Source organism: Streptomyces sp. VRA16 Mangrove soil (assembly GCF_017377775.1).
GTDB lineage: Bacteria > Actinomycetota > Actinomycetes > Streptomycetales > Streptomycetaceae > Streptomyces.
The window spans coordinates 36,725-53,733 of record NZ_JAFVLN010000003.1 but is presented as its reverse complement, the minus strand read 5'-3'; the positions used below and the strand labels follow the sequence as shown (position 1 = coordinate 53,733).

The window sequence follows — 17,009 nt, the reverse complement described above, 5'->3', positions numbered from 1 at the left end:
GAGGCGCTCTCCGGTACCGGGCGGATCAAGGGACCGGTAGGTTCTTCGCCATGGAGGAGCTCGACCGACAGATTGTGCAGCTGCTCGTCAAGGACGGGCGGATGAGCTACACCGACCTGGGCAAGGCCACGGGCCTGTCCACGTCCGCCGTGCACCAGCGGGTGCGCCGCCTCGAACAGCGCGGAGTGATCCGCGGCTACGCGGCGGTCGTCGACCCCGAGGCGGTCGGGCTGCCGATGACGGCGTTCATCTCGGTGAAACCGTTCGACCCGAGCGCCCCCGACGACATCGCCGAACGCCTCGCGGGCGTACCGGAGATCGAGGCGTGCCACAGCGTCGCCGGTGACGAGAACTACATCCTCAAGGTCCGCGTGGAGACCCCGCACGAACTGGAGAACCTCCTGGCGCGCGTCCGCTCCCTGGCCGGAGTCTCGACCCGCACGACGGTGGTCCTCTCGACCCCGTACGAGGCCCGCCCCCCGCGCATCTGACGGCCCCGCCGCCGTGGGCGGTCTGCCGCTACCCGCCCCGCCCGCCTTGGGCAGACTGCCGCCCATGGGCGGCAGGGTGGGCAAGGCGGCACCCCGGCGCGGGGCGAGCGCACATCCCGGCCCGAGCCCCGGCGCGGGCCCCCGCACCCCGGCGCGCGGCACCCTTGAACACCCCCGGGACCGGAGCACCCCGCACGACACGGGAAACTGGTACGCATGAGCACGCCCCCCAGCCCCCGCACCGTCCTCCTGCGCCGCGGCGAGGTCCACAGCCCCGCCGACCCCTTCGCCACCGCCATGGTCGTCGAGGCGGGCCACGTCGCCTGGGTCGGTTCGGAAGGCGCGGCGGACGCGTTCGCGGACGGTGTCGACGAGGTCGTCGACCTCGACGGCGCCCTGGTCACCCCGGCGTTCACCGACGCCCACGTGCACACCACGTCGACCGGCCTGGCCCTCACCGGGCTCGACCTCACCGCCGCACGCTCCCGCGCCGAAGCCCTCACCCTCGTACGGGACCACGCCACCGCACACCCCACCGACCGGGTCCTGCTCGGCCACGGCTGGGACGCCGCGCGCTGGCCCGACCGCACACCGCCCACCCGCGCCGAACTCGACGCGGCCACCGGCGGCCGCCCCCTCTACCTGTCCCGGATCGACGTGCACTCGGCCGTCGTCAGCACGGCCCTGCTCGACCTCGTCCCCGGCGTCACCGACCGCCCCGGGTACGACTCCGAGGGCCCCCTGACCCGCGACGCCCACCACGCCGTACGCGCCGCCGCCCTCGCCGCGATCGGCCCGCAGCAGCGCACCGAGGCCCAGCGCGCCGCCCTGCGCCACGCGGCCTCCCTCGGCATCGGCTCGGTCCACGAGTGCGGCGGCCCCGACATCTCCTCCGAGGACGACTTCACCGGCCTGCTGGACCTCGCCCGCTCCGAGCCGGGTCCACGCGTCGTCGGCTACTGGGCGGAGCGCGACATCGAGCGCGCCCGCGCCCTCGGCGCCCTGGGCGCGGCCGGCGACCTCTTCGTGGACGGCGCCCTCGGCTCGCACACCGCCTGCCTGCACGAGCCGTACGTCGACGCCGTCGAGCCCCACTCCGGCACCGCGTACCTGACGGCCGACGACGTCGCCGCGCACGTGGTCGCCTGCACAGAGGCGGGCCTCCAGGCCGGCTTCCACGCCATCGGCGACGCCGCCGTCACCGCCGTGGTCGACGGAATGCGCGCCGCGGCCGAGAAGGTCGGCCTCGCGCGCGTGCGCGCCGCCCGGCACCGCGTCGAGCACGCCGAGATGCTCACCCCCGAAACCGTCGCCGCCTTCGCCGAGCTCGGGCTCACCGCGTCCGTGCAGCCCGCCTTCGACGCCCTGTGGGGCGGCGAGGACGGCATGTACGCCGACCGTCTCGGCGTCGAGCGGGCCCGCACCCTCAACCCGTACGCGGCCCTGCTGCGTGCCGGCGTCCCGCTCGCCTTCGGCTCGGACAGCCCGGTCACCCCGCTCGACCCGTGGGGCACCATCCGCGCCGCCGCGTTCCACCGGACCCCGGAGCACCGCGTCTCCGTCCGCGCCGCCTTCACCGCCCACACGCGCGGCGGCTGGCGCGCGGTCGGCCGCGACGACGCCGGCGTCCTCGTCCCCGGCGCCCCCGCCGACTACGCGGTCTGGCGCACCGACGAACTGATCGTGCAGGCCCCCGACGACCGCGTGGCGCGCTGGTCCACCGACCCGCGCTCCGGCACCCCGGGCCTGCCGGACCTGACGCCCGGCGCCGCGCTCCCGGTCTGCCTGCGGACCGTGGTGTTCGGACAGACGGTCTTCGTACGGCCGGACGAGTGATGTACCGGGGCGGCGGCGGGCGGATTCCGTGCCCGTGCCGTCCCGCACGACCTGCGGATCCTCCGCGCTGACCAGGCGAGTTGAGGAAGAGGCCCAGGTCAAACGGCTGTTGACAGGACGCGGCGTGGGGCGGGTAGGTTCGGCCGGGTCCACCACCTTCCAGGCACGACCGGGGAAGTCCACGCCGTCGTCGAGCGCAGCTGGGTCAGGGGGTGGTGCGCCGCACCGGCGCACCGCCACTGGGAGCCAGGCTCAGCGCCCGCGCCACGGGGCGCTGGAACGTTCCGGCCGGTCGGGCCAGGTGCGACCCGGGTGGGGCCCGGGTGTTCAGTAGACAACGGCTTTCGGTCGACCCGCAGCCAGCGGGCCCCTGGTCGGCCCGAAGGACGCCCGGCCCCGATCCGCAGTTCCGTGCCGCCTGTGCAGGGAGCCTTGTCGGTGTGATCAGCTGTTCTCGCTATGGTGGTCCCCTTGTGCACGGAAGTCTTAAGGGGAAGCTGTGAACGACGGCGGTGGGCGCAGGTTCGGCCCTCTGGGTACGGCCTTGGTGATCATCCCGACCTTCAACGAGGCGGAGAACATCAAGTCCATCGTGGGTCGTGTCCGGGCCGCCGTGCCCGCGGCGCACGTCCTGGTCGCCGACGACAACAGCCCGGACGGCACCGGCAAGCTCGCCGATGAACTGGCCGCCGCGGACGACCAGGTCCACGTCCTGCACCGCACCGGCAAGGAAGGCCTGGGCGCCGCCTATCTGGCGGGCTTCGCCTGGGGCATGGAGCACGACTACGGCGTCCTGATCGAGATGGACGCCGACGGCTCGCACCAGCCGGAGGAGCTGCCCCGGCTGCTCACCGCGCTCAAGGGCGCCGACCTCGTGCTCGGCTCGCGCTGGGTGCCGGGCGGCCGGGTCGTGAACTGGCCGAAGTCCCGCGAGTTCCTCTCCCGCGGCGGCTCCACCTACTCGCGCCTCCTCCTGGACGTCCCGATCCGCGACGTCACCGGCGGCTTCCGCGCCTTCCGCCGCGAGACCCTCGAAGGACTCGGCCTCGGCGAGGTGGCCTCGCAGGGCTACTGCTTCCAGGTCGACCTGGCCCGTCGCGCGGTGAAGACCGGCTATCACGTGGTCGAGGTCCCGATCACCTTCGTCGAGCGCGAGCTGGGCGACTCCAAGATGAGCAAGGACATCGTCGTGGAGGCCCTGTGGCGGGTCACCACGTGGGGCGTGGGGGAGCGGGTCGGCAAGATGGTCGGCCGCGGCCCGTCGGGCCTCCGGCGGTCCTGATCCCGCCCTTACGCCACTTGGACGGGCCGCCAGGCACACTTGAGGCATGACCACAGGTACTCCGCCTCGCAAGCCCGCCACGGCCCGGCGCTCCCGGGTCCGTACGTTCCTCCCGCTCGGCATCGCCGCGTGGGTGGTCCTGGAGATCTGGCTGGCGACGGTGGTGGCGCAGGCGATCGGCGGGTTCACGCTGTTCCTGATCATGGTGGCGAGCGTCGTGCTCGGTGCCGTCGTGATCAAGGCGGCCGGGCGCCGCGCCTTCCAGAACCTGAACGAGACGCTCCGGCGCCGGCAGCAGGGCGTCGTGGAGGCGGGCGAGCAGCGGCGGGGCAACGGGCTGCTGCTGCTCGCCGGACTCTTCCTGATCGTCCCTGGCCTGATCTCGGACGCCTTCGGCCTCCTGCTGCTCATCCCGCCGGTCCGGGTGGCCCTGAGCCGCTACACGGAGCGGACGCTGGAGAAGAAGATGAGCGCGGCGACCCCGGGCTCGCTGGGTGACGCTTTCCAGCAGGCGCGCATGCACCAGCCCGGCGGCACCGTCATCCAGGGCGAGGTCGTCCGGGAGGACGAGTACCCGGGCCCGCGCCGCGACGACGGGGACCCGCGCCCGCCGATCATGCCCTGAGCGGCGTACGCGCACACGAACGGCCGGGGGCCGGACCCAGTGGATGGGTCCGGCCCCCGGCCGTTGTGCGCTGTTTGCCGATGCCCCGCAGGGTTATGCGGACTTGCGGCTGTCCCTCGGGTGCACCGCGATGTTCATCGCGCCCGAGCGCAGCACCGCCAGACGCTCCTCGAGGACCTCTTCGAGCTCCTCGCGGGTGCGCCGCTCCATCAGCATGTCCCAATGCGTACGGGCGGGCTTGGCCTTCTTCTCCTCAGGGCCGTCGCCGTCGACGAGAAGTGCCTGGGCCCCGCAGACCTTGCACTCCCACTCCGGCGGAATTTCGGCCTCCACCGAGAAGGGCATCTCAAAGCGGTGCCCCTTCTCGCATGCGTACTCCACGGCCTGGCGCGGAGCCAGGTCGATGCCGCGGTCCGTCTCGTAGCTGGTCACTACGAGGCGCGTGCCGCGAAGAGCTCGCTCACTCATGAATCGTGCCTCCCGGGCTTGTCGCCCACAGGACAGGTGTCGCTGTCGTCGTCATCCGGTCAACGTCCGGTCGGCGGTAAAGATTCCCGGTCCCCGGGTCATGCGTCGCCGTCGTAGCCGCAGCCTGATCAGTACATGCTGTACCCACCGACGCCCGGTTTGTCACATCTGACACCAGATGTCACCTAGCGTTTCAGATTCTTGACGTGCAGTAACGGTACGCCTGGCAGGCCAACCGCGTACACTACCGGCCTTTGCCTTCAGGTGCTAAATCCGGGTCGGTACAGGATTCCCCGCGTCGCGTACCGCCTGACGGACAGGTACCCGCGCGAGCAGGACAAAACCGATCACAAAGAATGCCACCAAAGACACGATCGCGTCCCGGTAACTCCCCGTCATTTGGTACGCGAGCCCGAACACCAGGGGCCCCACCCAGCTCATGCCCCGGTCGCTCATCTCGTACGCGGAGAAGTACTCGGCTTCTTTACCCGCCGGTACGAGGTGCGAGAACAGCGAGCGCGACAGGGCCTGGGTGCCGCCGAGGACGAGCCCGATGCCGACGGCCAGGGCGTAGAACCAGACCGGGGCCCCCTTCGGGAGGAAGTAGCCCGCCCCGATCGTCACGGTCCACGCCACGAGCGAGCCGAGGATCGTCCGCTTGGCGCCGTACGCGCGGGCGAGCCGGCCCATCGCGAGCGCACCCGCCACCGCCAGGACCTGGACCAGCAGCACGGCCGTGATCAGCGACGACTGGTCGAGGCCCAGCTCCTCGGAGCCGTACACGGAGGCCTGCGAGATGACCGTCTGCACGCCGTCGTTGTAGATGAGGTAGGCGAGGAGGAACGAGAGCGTCAGCGGGTGGCGGCGCATGTCCTTGAAGGTCGCGCGGAGCTGGCGCAGGCCCGTCCCCGTGCGGGTACCGCCCGGCGCCGGCGCCGAGCGCCGGTCGCGCAGGCGGCGTAGCGGCACCAGCGTGAACGCGCCCCACCAGACCCCCGCGGAGGCCAGACAGATGCGTACGGCCGTCGACTCGGTGAGACCGAAGGAGTCGTGCGCCATGTACAGCACGAGGTTCGCCACGAGTACGAGCGAGCCCGACGCGTAACCGAAGGCCCAGCCGCGCGACGAGACCGCGTCCCGCTCCTCGGGTGGCGCGATCTGCGGCAGGTAGGAGTTGTACAGCACCATCGAGACGGCCAGCGAGGCGTTCGCGACCACCAGCAGCAGCCCGCCGAGCAGATAGCGGTCGCCGTCCAGGAAGAACATGCAGGTCGTGGCCGCCGCGCCGATGTACGCGGCGAGCGCGAGGAGCGGCTTCTTGCGGCCCGAGCGGTCGGCGGCCGCGCCCGCGAGCGGCATCACGAAGATCGCGACGATCACGGACAAGGAGACCGTGTACGCGAAGAACGACCCCGCGCGGACCGGGACGCCCAGCGGGTGCACATAGCCGTCCGCGTCCGCCGCGGCCTTGGCGACCGAGGTGAGATACGGCCCCAGGAACACCGTGAGGACGCTCGTCGAGTAGACCGAGCACGCCCAGTCGTAGAAGTACCAGCCGCGTTGTTCCCGCCTGCGGTCGGCGAGGGCGGTGGCGCCCGTCGCCGTCTCGTGCACGGTGTCGGTGCCCACCCGTGTCCCCTTGTAGTCCCCGTGGTCGGTCGCGCCCGGCGCCCGTCAGACCCAGCTTCCCCGGTCCTTCAGGACGTCCCGCAGCGTCTCGATGTGATCGGAAACTATGCCATCGACCCCCAGGTCGAGAAGACGTCTCATCTCCGCTTCGTCGTTGACGGTCCAGACGTGGACCTGGAGCCCGCGCGCGTGGGCGGCCCGGACGAAGCGGTGGTCGACGACCCGGACCCGGCCGTGCGCCACCGGCACCTGGGCGCAGACCGCCGAGCGCCGCAGGGCGGCCGGTATCCCGTAGGAGCGCAGGCGCAGCCCGAGCACACCCTTGGTGCCGTACGACGTCGCGAGGCGCGGTCCCGCGAGCGCCTGGGCGCGGGCGACGCGGCCCTCCGAGAACGAGCCGACGCAGACGCGGTCCCACGCGCGCGTGCGGCGGAGCAGGTCGAGCAGCGGGACGAGGGCCGGCTCGTCCTTCACGTCCACGTTCCAGCGGATGTCGGGGAAGGTCTCCAGGAGCTCCTCGAAGAGCGGGACGGGTTCGCTGCCCGCCACGCGCGCGTGCCGCACCTCGCTCCACGGGAGGTCGGCGATGCGGCCGTGCGCGTCCGTGACCCGGTCCAGGGTGGCGTCGTGAAAGGCGACGAGCCGGCCGTCGCGGGTCGCGTGCACATCGGTCTCGATGTAGCGGTAGCCGAGGTCCACGGCCCGCCGGAACGCGGCCGACGTGTTCTCCAGGCCGTCCGCCGCCCCGCCGCGGTGGGCGAGGGCGAGCGGCCCGGGGTGGTCGAGATAGGGGTGGCGTACGCGCGCGTTCACCGTCGCAGTATGGCCTGCCGCGGTGACGCCCCGGCGACCGTGGTGGATCCGGCCGACGGCGCGGGAGCGGCGAAGAAGCGCAGGAAGAACTGGGCCAGCGGGCCGATCGTCACGGCGTAGAGGACCGTGCCGACGCCGATCGTGCCGCCGAGCAGGAAGCCGGTCACCACGACGACGACCTCGACCGTCGTGCGCATCAGGCGGATCGACCGGCCGGTGCGCCGGTGCAGCCCCGTCATCAGGCCGTCGCGCGGTCCGGGGCCGAACCGGGCCGCGATGTAGAGGCCGGTCGCCGCGCCGTTGAGCACGATGGCGACGACCATCAGCGGAATCCGCACTCCGTAGGAGTGCACGTCGGGGACGAGGGACAAGGTGGCGTCCATGGCGAGGCCGACCACGAAGACGTTCGAGACCGTGCCGAGCCCCGGCCGCTGGCGCAGCGGGATCCACAGGAGCAGCACGAGCGCGCCCACGATGATCGACATCACGCCGATGGAGATCCCGGTCAGTTCGGAGAGGCCCTGGTGCAGCACGTTCCACGGCTCCAGGCCCAGATCCGCCTCCACCAGGAGCGCCGAGCTGGCGCCGTACAGGGCGAGACCCACGTAGAGCTGGACGAGCCGGCGGACGAGCGGGCCGGCGGCCCGGGCCGGAGAGGGATCGGCGGTCGCGGTCATGAAAGTGCCCCCTGTGGAGATAGTGGCCTGACCCGTGACACTCTGTGGCCTGTCAACAGAAGCCAAACACGGCCAATTCCGGGAAGGTGGACTGGATCGTATGGCCCAGTGGACTTCGGCGATCGGCTCGGTGCAGCTCGCCCGGCTGCTCACCTCGCAGCAGCCGCGCCCGGCGGGCCCCGGCACCCGCCGCCCGCCCGCCTATCGCGCGCTCGCCGACGGCATCCGCCTGCTCGTCCTGGAGGGCCGCGTCCCGGTGGCCACACGACTGCCTGCCGAGCGGGAACTGGCCCAGGCGCTCTCGGTGAGCCGCACCACCGTCGCGGCCGCCTACGAGGCGCTGCGCGGCGAGGGGTTCCTGGAGTCCCGCAGGGGAGCGGGCAGTTGGACCGCCGTACCGGCCGGGAACCCGCTTCCGGCCCGCGGCCTGGAGCCGCTGCCGCCCGAGGCCCTCGGCTCGATGATCGACCTCGGCACGGCCGCGCTGCCCGCCCCGGAACCGTGGCTGACCCGCGCCGTCCAGGGCGCCCTCGAAGAGCTGCCGCCGTACGCCCACACGCACGGCGACTACCCCGCGGGGCTGCCCGCGCTGCGCACGATGATCGCCGAGCGGTACACCGCGCACGGCATCCCGACCATGCCCGAGCAGATCATGGTGACGACCGGGGCCATGGGCGCCATCGACGCCATCTGCCACCTCTTCGCGGGCCACGGCGAGCGGGTGGCCGTCGAGTCGCCCAGTTACGCCAACATCCTCCAGCTCATGAAGGAGGCCGGGCTGCGCCTGGTGCCCGTGGCCATGGCGGACGGCCTCGCGGGCTGGGACCTCGACCGCTGGCGGCAGGTCCTGCGGGACGCGGCGCCCCGGCTCGCCTACGTCGTCGCGGACTTCCACAACCCGACCGGCGCGCTCGCCGACGAGGAGCAGCGCCGCTGTCTGGTGGACGCCGCGCGCTCGGCGGGCACGGTCCTCGTGGTCGACGAGACGATGACCGAGCTCCACTTCGACGCCGACCGCGCGATGCCGCGCCGCGTCTGCGCGTTCGACCCCGGCGGGTCCACGGTCGTCACCGTCGGCTCGGCCAGCAAGGCGTTCTGGGCCGGTATGCGGATCGGCTGGGTGCGCGCGGCCCCGGACGTCATCCGCAGCCTGGTCGCCGCGCGCGCGTACGCGGACCTGGGCACCCCGGTCCTCGAACAGCTCGCCGTGAACTGGCTGTTGAACACCGGGGGCTGGGAGGAGGCCGTGGATCTGCGCCGCGGCCAGGCACGCGAGAACCGGGACGCCCTCGTGACCGCCCTGCGCCGGGAGCTGCCCGGCTGGGAGTTCGACGTGCCCGAAGGCGGCCTGACGCTGTGGGTGAAGGCGGGCGGCCTCTCCGGTTCCCGGCTCGCCGCGGTGGGGGAGCGGGTCGGGGTGCGGGTGCCGTCCGGGCCGCGGTTCGGCGTCGACGGCGCCTTCGAGGGCTACGTCCGGCTGCCGTTCACCGTCAGCGGGGCCGTGGCCGACGAGGCGGCGGTGCGGCTCGCCGCGGCGGCCCGGCTCGTCACCGAGGGCCAGGAATCGGGCGGGGACGTGCCGCGCACCCTGATCGCGTGAGGCGTGAGGCGTGAGGCGTGAGGCGTGAGACATGAGACGTGGTGCGTGCGGCGCCGCTCACGCCGCACGCGCCACGGCCGGGCGTCATCCGTATGACGCCCGGCCGTGACGGAGAAGGGACAGGAGTCAGCGGTCGGCGAGGGCCTCGGCCTCGTCGGGCACCGATTCCACCGTGCTGTCCGCGGGGGTGAGCCGCTCCGGCAGCAGCGCCATCACGGCCTGCCGGTGCGCCTCGCTGGTCGCGTCGTCGTACGGGTCGGGGGTGGCCGGCACCTGGAGCCTCAGGACCGGGCCCGTGCCCAGGCGTGCGTAGCCGCGGCCGGGCGGGACGTCCGTGGTCGGAGTCGTCGGCGGCTGGGTGCCGAGAACGTCCTCCAGTTCCTCCGGAGCGGCCGGCCCGAGCACCACGCGCGCGCGGGTGTGCTGGCGCACCGGTTCGATCAGGGCGTCGAGGCTGTCGAACTGCTCGGCCACGACGACCGTCACGCCCGCCGCGCGGCCGTGCCGCAACGGCACCTGCAGCAGCGTCTGCGGGTCCTTGCGGCCGTCCGCCGCGGCGAGGTGGCCGAGTGCGCCGGGCCGGTCGAGCAGGATCCAGAGCGGGCGCTTGATGTCGTCCGGAGTGGGGTGTCCGGCCTGACGCGCCCGATTCGCCGCGATGAGGCGCCGCTCGGTCTCGTGAGCGGCCCATTCGAGGCTGGCGAGCGCGCCCGCGAGGCCGCACTCGACGGCGAGCACACCGTCCCGGCCCACCAGGCACGCGTAGTCGCCGGTGCCGCTGCCCTCGATGATCAGCACGTCGCCGTGTTCGAGGGCCTGCAGCGCGATGGAGCGGACCAGGGAGGTCGTGCCGCTGCCCGGCTGGCCGACGACCAGCAGATGCGGCTCGGTGGAACGGACGCCGGTGCGCCAGACGACCGGCGGCACGTCCCGCTGCTCTTCGCCGTCCGAGACCGGCAGCGTGCGCTGCACCCCGGTCTCGTCGGTGAAGCCGAGCACCGTCTCGGCCGGACCCGTCACGAATCGCTGGGCGGCGATGTCGGTGGGGAGCGGGGCGAGGACGGTCACCGTGAGGTGGTTGCCCTCCTCGTCCCAGACGAAGTGGTACTCGCGGCCCCGGCCCAGCTTGGCGCCGAGGAGCTGCTCGATGCGGGCCCGCGCATCGGCCTCGCCGTCGGTGAAGTAGGCGGGGTAGCTGATCGTGAGCCGGTCGAAGCGCCCGTCGCCGTCGAAGTCGTACGTCTCGAACGCCTTCTCCCACTCGCCGCCGTGGGTGTAGAGCGGGGCGGGGTCCTCGGCGACGGAGAAGTACGGCACGAGCGCCTCGTAGAGCGAGGAGAGCCGCTTGACCTGCGACTCGTCGGGGCCCGTCGGCTCCGGCGGTTGCTTGGGGTCACGGCCCTTCCACGCGGCCGCCGCCATCACGGTGATGATCGCCAGCAGCGGCCCGTAGGGAATGAACACCACGACCAGGACCACGGCGGCCACCAGGAACAGCAGCGGTCCGCGCCGGTCCTTGGGGGTGTCCGTCCACTTGCGTCGCCCGGCGGCAGCCAGGCGACGCAGTCCACGCGTGATCGTGATGAGCGGATGGAGTACGTCGGTGGCGCCGTCGGCGGCCGTCCGTGCCATTTCCCGGCTCCGGGCGATGGAGGCGCTGCCGGTGCTCAGAATGCGGGGCAACGGGGAGTTCGGTCGCCTGGCCACGTCATTCTCCTGAAGGTGTGTGCGGGTGGATGGGCCGTCAGAACTTGATCCCGCCGAGCAGGCTGGCGAGGCTCGCGCCGCCTGCCTTGATGCTCGGGGCGATGGCCGTGCCCGCCAGGTAGAAGCCGAAGAGGGCGCAGACCAGTGCGTGCGAGGCCTTGAGTCCGTCCTTGCGGAAGAACAGGAAGACGATGATGCCGAGCAGCACGACGCCCGAGATGGACAGGATCATGAGGGTTCTCCTGGTTGATGGGGACAGTCACCATGAGTTCTTCCAGGCTCACAGCATGTATCTATACGACAAAAGGTGCAAATGGGTGTTTTTTCTCGGTTTTCACCCGGTCGGCAGACGGCTGGTGGGCTGCTGTGACGTGCCGCCGGACGGTCGTCCGTACCGGTGGTGATCTTTGCCTCGCCGGGGTCGGGTCATGTGCCCGAGCGGGCAGTACTCTGTCGATTCACTCGTACGGCTGCACGGCCGTACCGGCACGGATGTGAAAGGCGGTTCGGTCGATGAGCGAAGCCCCCGACCCGGAGGTCGTGGAGCTGGCCACCAAGATCTTCGATCTCGCGCGTCGTGGCGAGACGGAGGCCCTCACGGGGTACGTGGACGCGGGCGTGCCCGCGAACCTGACCAACGACCGTGGGGACACGCTCGTCATGCTCGCCGCCTATCACGGGCACGCGCAGACCGTGGCCGAGCTGCTGCAGCGCGGGGCCGACGCCAACCGGCCCAACGACAAGGGGCAGACCCCGCTCGCGGGCGCCGTCTTCAAGGGCGAGGAGGCCGTCATCAAGGTGCTCATCGCCGGGGGAGCGGATCCGGCCGTGGGGACGCCGTCGGCGCTCGACACGGCGCGCATGTTCGGCAAGGCAGACCTTCTGGAGCTCTTCGGCGCCTCCTGACCGACCGGCGCTGACCAGGCAAAACGGGGGTACAGGAAATGTGGTCGCGGCGGGCGGAACCGCTGGGTCATGATGACGGCGTGATTTACGGACGCGATGGCGGGGCAGGTGCTGCCCACGAGTCACGCGGGCCGTAAGCGGCCCGGTCCGGGCCTTGGACGAGAGGCAGAGAGATGGTCTACAGCAAGCAAGAAACGGCGGGCGCTCCGACGTGTTGTCGCGTGGCCAGGTAGTTGCAGGTTCCCGGTTGCGTCGACGCTTGATGTGAGGCTGTTTCCCATGTTCGAACCGGTCATAGCGCCCAGCGGTACGCTGCTCGGCCTGCTGCAGCGGGGCCGCGGCGACGGCACCCTGCACGCGCTGACGGCCCCGCGCCACGAGGCGCTCGCGGCTCTCAATCACTGTGTGCTGAGCGACCCCCGCCACGACTGGCAGGTGGAGAACCGCTCGCTCTACTACGCCCGTCTCTACCTCGACCTCCACGGCGAGCTCGGGGAGATCGAGGCGCACCTCTTCGACCCCGACGACCTCGTCGACACCGACGAGTGCCGCACCGGGCTCGCCCTGTCCGTGCTCGGGCACCTCGCCTCCTACGGCAGGCAGGACGCCCTGGAGCTGCTGCGCAGGTACGCCGCCCTGGGCGGGAACTGGGCGTGGGCGCTGGACGAGCTGGCGCTGCGCGACGACGACGCCGGGCTGCGCGCCCTGGCCGAGCCGATCCTCGCCAGGTTCCCCGCGCACGCCGAGGCCGACCTGGTCGCCGCCGTACGGGACGCCTTCGAGCCCAGGCCCTGGCGCCTGTGGGCCGAGGACCCGAGGCCGCAGGTGGGAGCACGCGTGCGTGCCGCCCAGGAAGCCGGCTCCTTCGACCGCTGGCAGCGCCAGATGCGACCGTCGGGGCCACGCCCCGGGTGGAGCGTGCAGGCCGTCTTCGACTGGGCCCAGGAGGGCTTCGAGCGCGGCGCCGCCCTGTACGTGCCGGCCGCGCGCTGCCTGAGCGCCGTCGCCGGGCCCGCCGACCGTGCCGAGATCCTGCGGGCCGCCCGCGACGGCTCGGACGGCGCGCGCTGCACCGCCCTGCGCTACCTCACCGATACGCACGATCCCGACGTCCTCGATCTCGTCGAGGCCGCCGTGGAGTCACCCTCCCGGGTAGTCGTGGACGCCGCCGTCGACTGCTTCGAGCGGATGCGCTCGATCGCCGCCGTGCAGCGCGCCCGCCGCTGGGCCCCACGCCCCGACGTGCTCGGCGCCGCCGCCGGACGCATGCTCGCCTGCAGGGGCGGCGCCCAGGACCAGGAACTCGTCCTGCACGCCCTCAGGGAGGCCGTCCGCGGCGACGGACCCGACGCCCCCACCCTCTGGCCGCTCGTCGACGGAGCGGGCCGCCTCGGCATCGCCTGCGCGGCCCCCGTCCTGCGGCACGTCTACCGCGAGACCGCCTCGTCCCATCTGCGCGGGCACGCCGCCCGCGCCCTCGCCGCCACCGACCCCTCCTTCGCCGCCGGCTTCGCCGTCGAGTGCCTGTGGGACTGCGAGGAGTCCACCCGCGAGGTCGCCGCACGGCACGCCGAGACGGGTGACGCCCGGGTCGTGGACCAGCTGCGCAGGCTCGCCGCCGATCCGGCCGAGGAGGCCGAGGTGCAGACCGCCGTACGCAGCAGGATCGGGCCGGACGCGACCGCCCTGTGACGCGCTGATGGACGGGAGGCGGCCCCTCGGGTGAGAGGCCGCCTCGCGCTGTTTCCCCAGGTGTCGCGGGGTGACGCAACGCTCATGGGACGTTCCACGGCGGGAAAGATCCACGTTGACGTGGGCACGCCGGGCGCGGCGACAACTCCCGTATGCGTGTCGTCATCGTGACCGAGTCCTTCCCGCCCGACATCAACGGTGTGGCGCACTGCGCCCTGCAGACCGCACGGCACCTCGCCGCCCGCGGTCACGAACCCCTCGTCATCGCCCCGGCCACGGCGGCCGGGCCCGAGGCCGACGCCGCGGCGCCCTGCCCCGTCGTCCGCGTGCCTTCCCTGCCCCTGCCCGGCTATCCGCAGGTACGGGTCGCGCTGCCGAGCCGTCGCGTGACGCAGACGGTCGCCGCGCACGGCGCCGAACTGGTCCATCTGGCCAGCCCGTTCGTGCTCGGCGTGCGCGGCATGGCGGCCGCGGCCCGGCTGCGGATCCCCGCCGTCGCCGTCTACCAGACCGACCTCGCCGGATACGCCCGTACGTACATGGGGGCCGGGGAGGCCGCGGCGTGGCGGCGGATCCGCGGGGTGCATGCCGCCGCCGACCGGACCCTCGCCCCGTCCACCGCCGCCCGGCGGGACCTGGAGGCGCACGGGGTGCCCCGGGTGCGGCTGTGGCCGCGGGGCGTGGACGCCGTACGGTTCCGGCCCGAACACCGCGACGAACAGCTGCGGGCCGGGCTCGCGCCGCGCGGCGAACTCCTCGTCGGATACGTGGGCCGGCTCGCCCCCGAGAAACAGGTGGAACTGCTCGCCCGCACGTGCGGCCTGCCGGGCGTACGCGTCGTGGTCGTCGGGGACGGTCCGAGCTCGGGCACCCTGCGGTGCGCGCTGCCCGGCGCCGTGTTCCTGGGGCGGCGCACCGGCGACGAACTCGCCCGGATCTTCGCCTCGTTGGACGTGTTCGTGCACACAGGCCCCTACGAGACGTTCTGCCAGACCGTGCAGGAGGCCATGGCGAGCGGGCTGCCGGTGATCGCGCCCGCGGCCGGCGGGCCCCTCGACCTGGTGGCGCACGGCACGACCGGGCTGCTCGTGCCGCCCGGTGACGCCGACGCCGTACGGGACGCCGTGTGGTCCCTCGCCGCCGACCCCGGGCTGCGCGCGGACTACGGCGCCGCCGCGCGGGCCGCCGTCGCCGGACGCACCTGGGAGGCCGTGGGGGACCGGCTGATCGAGCACTACGCCGACGTGCTGCACACCCGGACGGCGGTGGCGGCATGAGCGGGGCGCTGCGGATCGTACGGCTCGCGAACTTCGTCGCCCCCTCCTCCGGCGGACTGCGCACCGCACTGCGGGAGTTGGGAACCGGATACGCGGCGTCGGGGCACGAGCCGGTGCTGATCGTGCCCGGCGAGCGCTTCTCGGACGAGGAGAGCACACAGGGCCGGGTCCTCACCCTGCCGGGGGCGCCGCTGCCGGGCACCGGCGGATACCGCGTCCTGGCCGAACGGCGGCGCGTGGAGCGGCTGTTGGAGCGACTGCGCCCCGACCGCCTGGAGGTGTCGGACCGTACGACCCTGCGCTGGACCGGCGAGTGGGCGCGCCGGGCCCGGGTCCCCGCCGTCATGGTGTCCCACGAGACCGCGCACGGTGTGCTGCGCACCTGGGGTGTGCCCGAGCGGGCGGCGCGCCGGGCCGCCGACGCACTCAACTCCCGTACGGCGCACGCCTACGCGCGCGTGGTCTGCACGACGGAATGGGCCGAGCGGGAGTTCGTGCGGATCGGCGCGCGGAACGCGGTGCGGGCCCCGCTCGGCGTCGACCTGGTGTGCTGTCGGCCGCAGGTGAGGGACGCGGCGGTGCGGGCCCGCCACGCGCGCGGGGGCGAGGTGCTGCTCGTCATGTGTACGCGCCTCTCGGTGGAGAAGCGGCCGGGCACGGGCATCGCGGCCGTGGCGGCGCTGCGCCGTGCCGGGCTTCCGGTGCGGCTCGTCGTCGCGGGGGAGGGGCCGCTGCGGGCGCGGCTCGAACAGCGGGCCCGGCGGCTGCCCGTGACGTTTCTGGGACACGTCGCCGACCGGGCGGAGCTGGCCGCGCTGCAGGCCGCCGCCGACGTGTGCCTGGCGCCCGGACCCGCCGAGACCTTCGGGCTCGCCGCGCTGGAGGCGCTGGCCTGCGGGACGCCCGTCGTCGTGAGCGGGTCGTCCGCGCTGCCCGAGGTGGTCGGTGCCGCTGGGGCCGTGGCCGGCGACAGCGGGCCGGCCTTTGCGGAGGCCGTGCGCGAGGTGCTGGCGCGGCCCGCGCAAGAGCGCAGGGAGGCGGCACGCGCGCGGGCGGAGCGTTTCGGGTGGGGCGCAGCGGTGGACGCCTTCCTGGCGGCGCACGAGGCGCCGGCCGTGCGGGAGGTGGCGGCATGAAGGGGCGCCCGCTGCGGTTCGCCGCGCTCGGCGACTCGCTGACCGAGGGCATCGGCGATCCCCTGGAGGACGGTCGCCGGCGGGGCTGGGCCGCGCTGCTGGCCGAAGGGCTCGCGCCCGCCGAAGTGCCCGTGGAGTTCCGGAACTTCGCGGTCAGCGGGGCGCAGACCCTCGACGTGCTGGAGCGCCAGCTCCCGGACGCGCTGGCCTTCGCGCCCGATGTCGCGTCCGTCGTCGTCGGCGTCAACGACACCCTGCGCCGCACCTTCGACATCCAGCGGGTCGCGGCGCGGCTGGACGGCGTGTACGGCGCGTTCGGCGAGCGGGGCACGCTGCTGCTCACGGCCTGCCTGCCCGATCCGGGCGCCCTGCTCGGCCTGCCCGGGGCTCTGGCCCGCCCTCTCGCGCGCCGCCAGCGCGCGGTCAACTCCGTGGTCCACGCCCTCTCCGAACGCCACGGAGCCGTCCATCTGCACGCCGCCGACGCCGACTGGGTGGCCGACCGCGCCCTGTGGAGCGCCGACCGGCTGCACCCGGGGGAGCGCGGGCACCGGCTGCTCGCCGCCCGCTTCCACGCCCTGCTGGCCGCCGGGGGAGCGGCTCTGGGCCCGCCGCCCGGCGCCGAACCCGACAGGCCCGCGCCGACCCGCACCGCCGGCCTGTGGTGGCTGGCCACGGAGGGCACCGGCTGGGTCGCCCGGCGCTGCACCGACCTGCTGCCGCAACTGCTCGCGCTGGCCGCGGAGGAGGTGCGGCACGGGCTGCGCGGGACGAGCGCGCGGCTGGATCTGCGGGCCTCGGCGGGTGCGGCCGCCGCGTTGTCGGCGGTGTCGTGCCCGGTGTCCGCCGACGGCGCAGCGGCGTAGGGCA

The 17,009-nt window shown here is 73.4% G+C and carries 16 protein-coding genes; 10 read left to right on the top strand and 6 right to left on the bottom strand.

Annotated elements, in window-relative coordinates; all coding sequences use genetic code 11:
* Positions 1 to 50: 50 nt before the first annotated feature.
* The 4 genes from J3486_RS09580 to fxsA all read left to right on the top strand — a co-directional run bounded on the left by J3486_RS09580 (position 51) and on the right by fxsA (position 4,234).
* On the top strand, positions 51 to 491 hold the full coding sequence (locus J3486_RS09580) for an Lrp/AsnC family transcriptional regulator (protein ID WP_207819777.1): 441 nt from the start codon (positions 51 to 53) through the stop codon (positions 489 to 491).
* A gap of 216 nt (positions 492 to 707) precedes the next feature.
* Positions 708 to 2,327, top strand: a complete 1,620-nt coding sequence (locus tag J3486_RS09575; RefSeq protein ID WP_207819776.1) for an amidohydrolase — start codon at positions 708 to 710, stop codon at positions 2,325 to 2,327.
* A 499-nt stretch (positions 2,328 to 2,826) separates the two neighbouring features.
* Positions 2,827 to 3,609, top strand: coding sequence for a polyprenol monophosphomannose synthase (locus J3486_RS09570; protein ID WP_207819775.1), 783 nt, complete (start codon positions 2,827 to 2,829; stop codon positions 3,607 to 3,609).
* Between the two features lie 46 nt (positions 3,610 to 3,655).
* On the top strand, positions 3,656 to 4,234 hold the full coding sequence (fxsA, locus tag J3486_RS09565; RefSeq protein WP_207819774.1) for an FxsA family membrane protein: 579 nt from the start codon (positions 3,656 to 3,658) through the stop codon (positions 4,232 to 4,234).
* A 93-nt stretch (positions 4,235 to 4,327) separates the two neighbouring features.
* Here fxsA and J3486_RS09560 read toward each other — a convergent pair whose 3' ends face one another.
* The 4 genes from J3486_RS09560 to J3486_RS09545 form a co-directional block, all read right to left on the bottom strand.
* Positions 4,328 to 4,702 (bottom strand): RNA polymerase-binding protein RbpA, encoded by a 375-nt coding sequence (locus J3486_RS09560; protein ID WP_003977404.1) that lies wholly within the window; start codon positions 4,700 to 4,702, stop codon positions 4,328 to 4,330.
* A gap of 267 nt (positions 4,703 to 4,969) precedes the next feature.
* Positions 4,970 to 6,331, bottom strand: a complete 1,362-nt coding sequence (locus J3486_RS09555) for an MFS transporter (RefSeq protein WP_207819773.1) — start codon at positions 6,329 to 6,331, stop codon at positions 4,970 to 4,972.
* Positions 6,332 to 6,376: 45 nt separating this feature from the next.
* Positions 6,377 to 7,144, bottom strand: a complete 768-nt coding sequence (locus J3486_RS09550) for a glycerophosphodiester phosphodiesterase (RefSeq protein WP_207819772.1) — start codon at positions 7,142 to 7,144, stop codon at positions 6,377 to 6,379.
* Positions 7,141 to 7,821, bottom strand: coding sequence for a YitT family protein (locus J3486_RS09545; RefSeq protein WP_207819771.1), 681 nt, complete (start codon positions 7,819 to 7,821; stop codon positions 7,141 to 7,143). The genes J3486_RS09550 and J3486_RS09545 overlap by 4 nt, the downstream gene beginning before the upstream one ends.
* Positions 7,822 to 7,921: 100 nt before the next feature.
* Between J3486_RS09545 and J3486_RS09540 the strand changes: the two genes are divergently transcribed.
* Positions 7,922 to 9,421, top strand: a complete 1,500-nt coding sequence (locus tag J3486_RS09540) for a PLP-dependent aminotransferase family protein (RefSeq protein WP_207819770.1) — start codon at positions 7,922 to 7,924, stop codon at positions 9,419 to 9,421.
* A gap of 126 nt (positions 9,422 to 9,547) precedes the next feature.
* Here the strand turns inward: J3486_RS09540 and J3486_RS09535 are convergent, their stop codons facing one another.
* Positions 9,548 to 11,128, bottom strand: a complete 1,581-nt coding sequence (locus J3486_RS09535) for a hypothetical protein (RefSeq protein WP_207819769.1) — start codon at positions 11,126 to 11,128, stop codon at positions 9,548 to 9,550.
* Between the two features lie 37 nt (positions 11,129 to 11,165).
* A complete protein-coding gene (locus J3486_RS09530; RefSeq protein ID WP_018534760.1) occupies positions 11,166 to 11,360 on the bottom strand; it encodes a hypothetical protein in 195 nt (64 codons plus the stop codon).
* Between the two features lie 281 nt (positions 11,361 to 11,641).
* Here J3486_RS09530 and J3486_RS09525 point away from each other — a divergent pair, with 281 nt between their 5' ends.
* The 5 genes from J3486_RS09525 (at position 11,642) to J3486_RS09505 (ending at position 17,005) form a co-directional block, all read left to right on the top strand.
* Entirely contained in the window at positions 11,642 to 12,034 is a 393-nt protein-coding gene (locus tag J3486_RS09525) for an ankyrin repeat domain-containing protein (protein WP_207819768.1), read from the top strand.
* 279 nt (positions 12,035 to 12,313) lie between these two features.
* A complete protein-coding gene (locus J3486_RS09520; protein ID WP_207819767.1) occupies positions 12,314 to 13,726 on the top strand; it encodes a HEAT repeat domain-containing protein in 1,413 nt (470 codons plus the stop codon).
* 152 nt (positions 13,727 to 13,878) lie between these two features.
* The gene (locus tag J3486_RS09515) at positions 13,879 to 15,003 is read left to right on the top strand and encodes a glycosyltransferase family 1 protein (RefSeq protein ID WP_207819766.1); all 1,125 of its coding nucleotides are present in this window, start codon (positions 13,879 to 13,881) and stop codon (positions 15,001 to 15,003) included.
* Positions 15,000 to 16,139 (top strand): glycosyltransferase, encoded by a 1,140-nt coding sequence (locus J3486_RS09510; RefSeq protein ID WP_207819765.1) that lies wholly within the window; start codon positions 15,000 to 15,002, stop codon positions 16,137 to 16,139. The genes J3486_RS09515 and J3486_RS09510 overlap by 4 nt, the downstream gene beginning before the upstream one ends.
* The gene (locus tag J3486_RS09505) at positions 16,136 to 17,005 is read left to right on the top strand and encodes an SGNH/GDSL hydrolase family protein (RefSeq protein ID WP_207819764.1); all 870 of its coding nucleotides are present in this window, start codon (positions 16,136 to 16,138) and stop codon (positions 17,003 to 17,005) included. Before J3486_RS09510 ends, J3486_RS09505 begins: the two co-directional genes overlap by 4 nt.
* The last annotated feature ends 4 nt before the right edge of the window (positions 17,006 to 17,009 follow it).

What these genes read in the sequence shown, in the direction of transcription:
- J3486_RS09580 (WP_207819777.1), top strand. Translation starts at nt 51, where the DNA reads ATGGAGGAGCTCGACCGACAGATTGTGCAGCTGCTCGTCAAGGACGGG.
- J3486_RS09575 (WP_207819776.1), top strand. Translation starts at nt 708, where the DNA reads ATGAGCACGCCCCCCAGCCCCCGCACCGTCCTCCTGCGCCGCGGCGAG.
- fxsA (WP_207819774.1), top strand. Translation starts at nt 3,656, where the DNA reads ATGACCACAGGTACTCCGCCTCGCAAGCCCGCCACGGCCCGGCGCTCC.
- J3486_RS09560 (WP_003977404.1), bottom strand. Translation starts at nt 4,702, where the DNA reads ATGAGTGAGCGAGCTCTTCGCGGCACGCGCCTCGTAGTGACCAGCTAC.
- J3486_RS09545 (WP_207819771.1), bottom strand. Translation starts at nt 7,821, where the DNA reads ATGACCGCGACCGCCGATCCCTCTCCGGCCCGGGCCGCCGGCCCGCTC.
- J3486_RS09540 (WP_207819770.1), top strand. Translation starts at nt 7,922, where the DNA reads ATGGCCCAGTGGACTTCGGCGATCGGCTCGGTGCAGCTCGCCCGGCTG.
- J3486_RS09530 (WP_018534760.1), bottom strand. Translation starts at nt 11,360, where the DNA reads ATGATCCTGTCCATCTCGGGCGTCGTGCTGCTCGGCATCATCGTCTTC.
- J3486_RS09525 (WP_207819768.1), top strand. Translation starts at nt 11,642, where the DNA reads ATGAGCGAAGCCCCCGACCCGGAGGTCGTGGAGCTGGCCACCAAGATC.
- J3486_RS09520 (WP_207819767.1), top strand. Translation starts at nt 12,314, where the DNA reads ATGTTCGAACCGGTCATAGCGCCCAGCGGTACGCTGCTCGGCCTGCTG.
- J3486_RS09515 (WP_207819766.1), top strand. Translation starts at nt 13,879, where the DNA reads ATGCGTGTCGTCATCGTGACCGAGTCCTTCCCGCCCGACATCAACGGT.
- J3486_RS09510 (WP_207819765.1), top strand. Translation starts at nt 15,000, where the DNA reads ATGAGCGGGGCGCTGCGGATCGTACGGCTCGCGAACTTCGTCGCCCCC.
- J3486_RS09505 (WP_207819764.1), top strand. Translation starts at nt 16,136, where the DNA reads ATGAAGGGGCGCCCGCTGCGGTTCGCCGCGCTCGGCGACTCGCTGACC.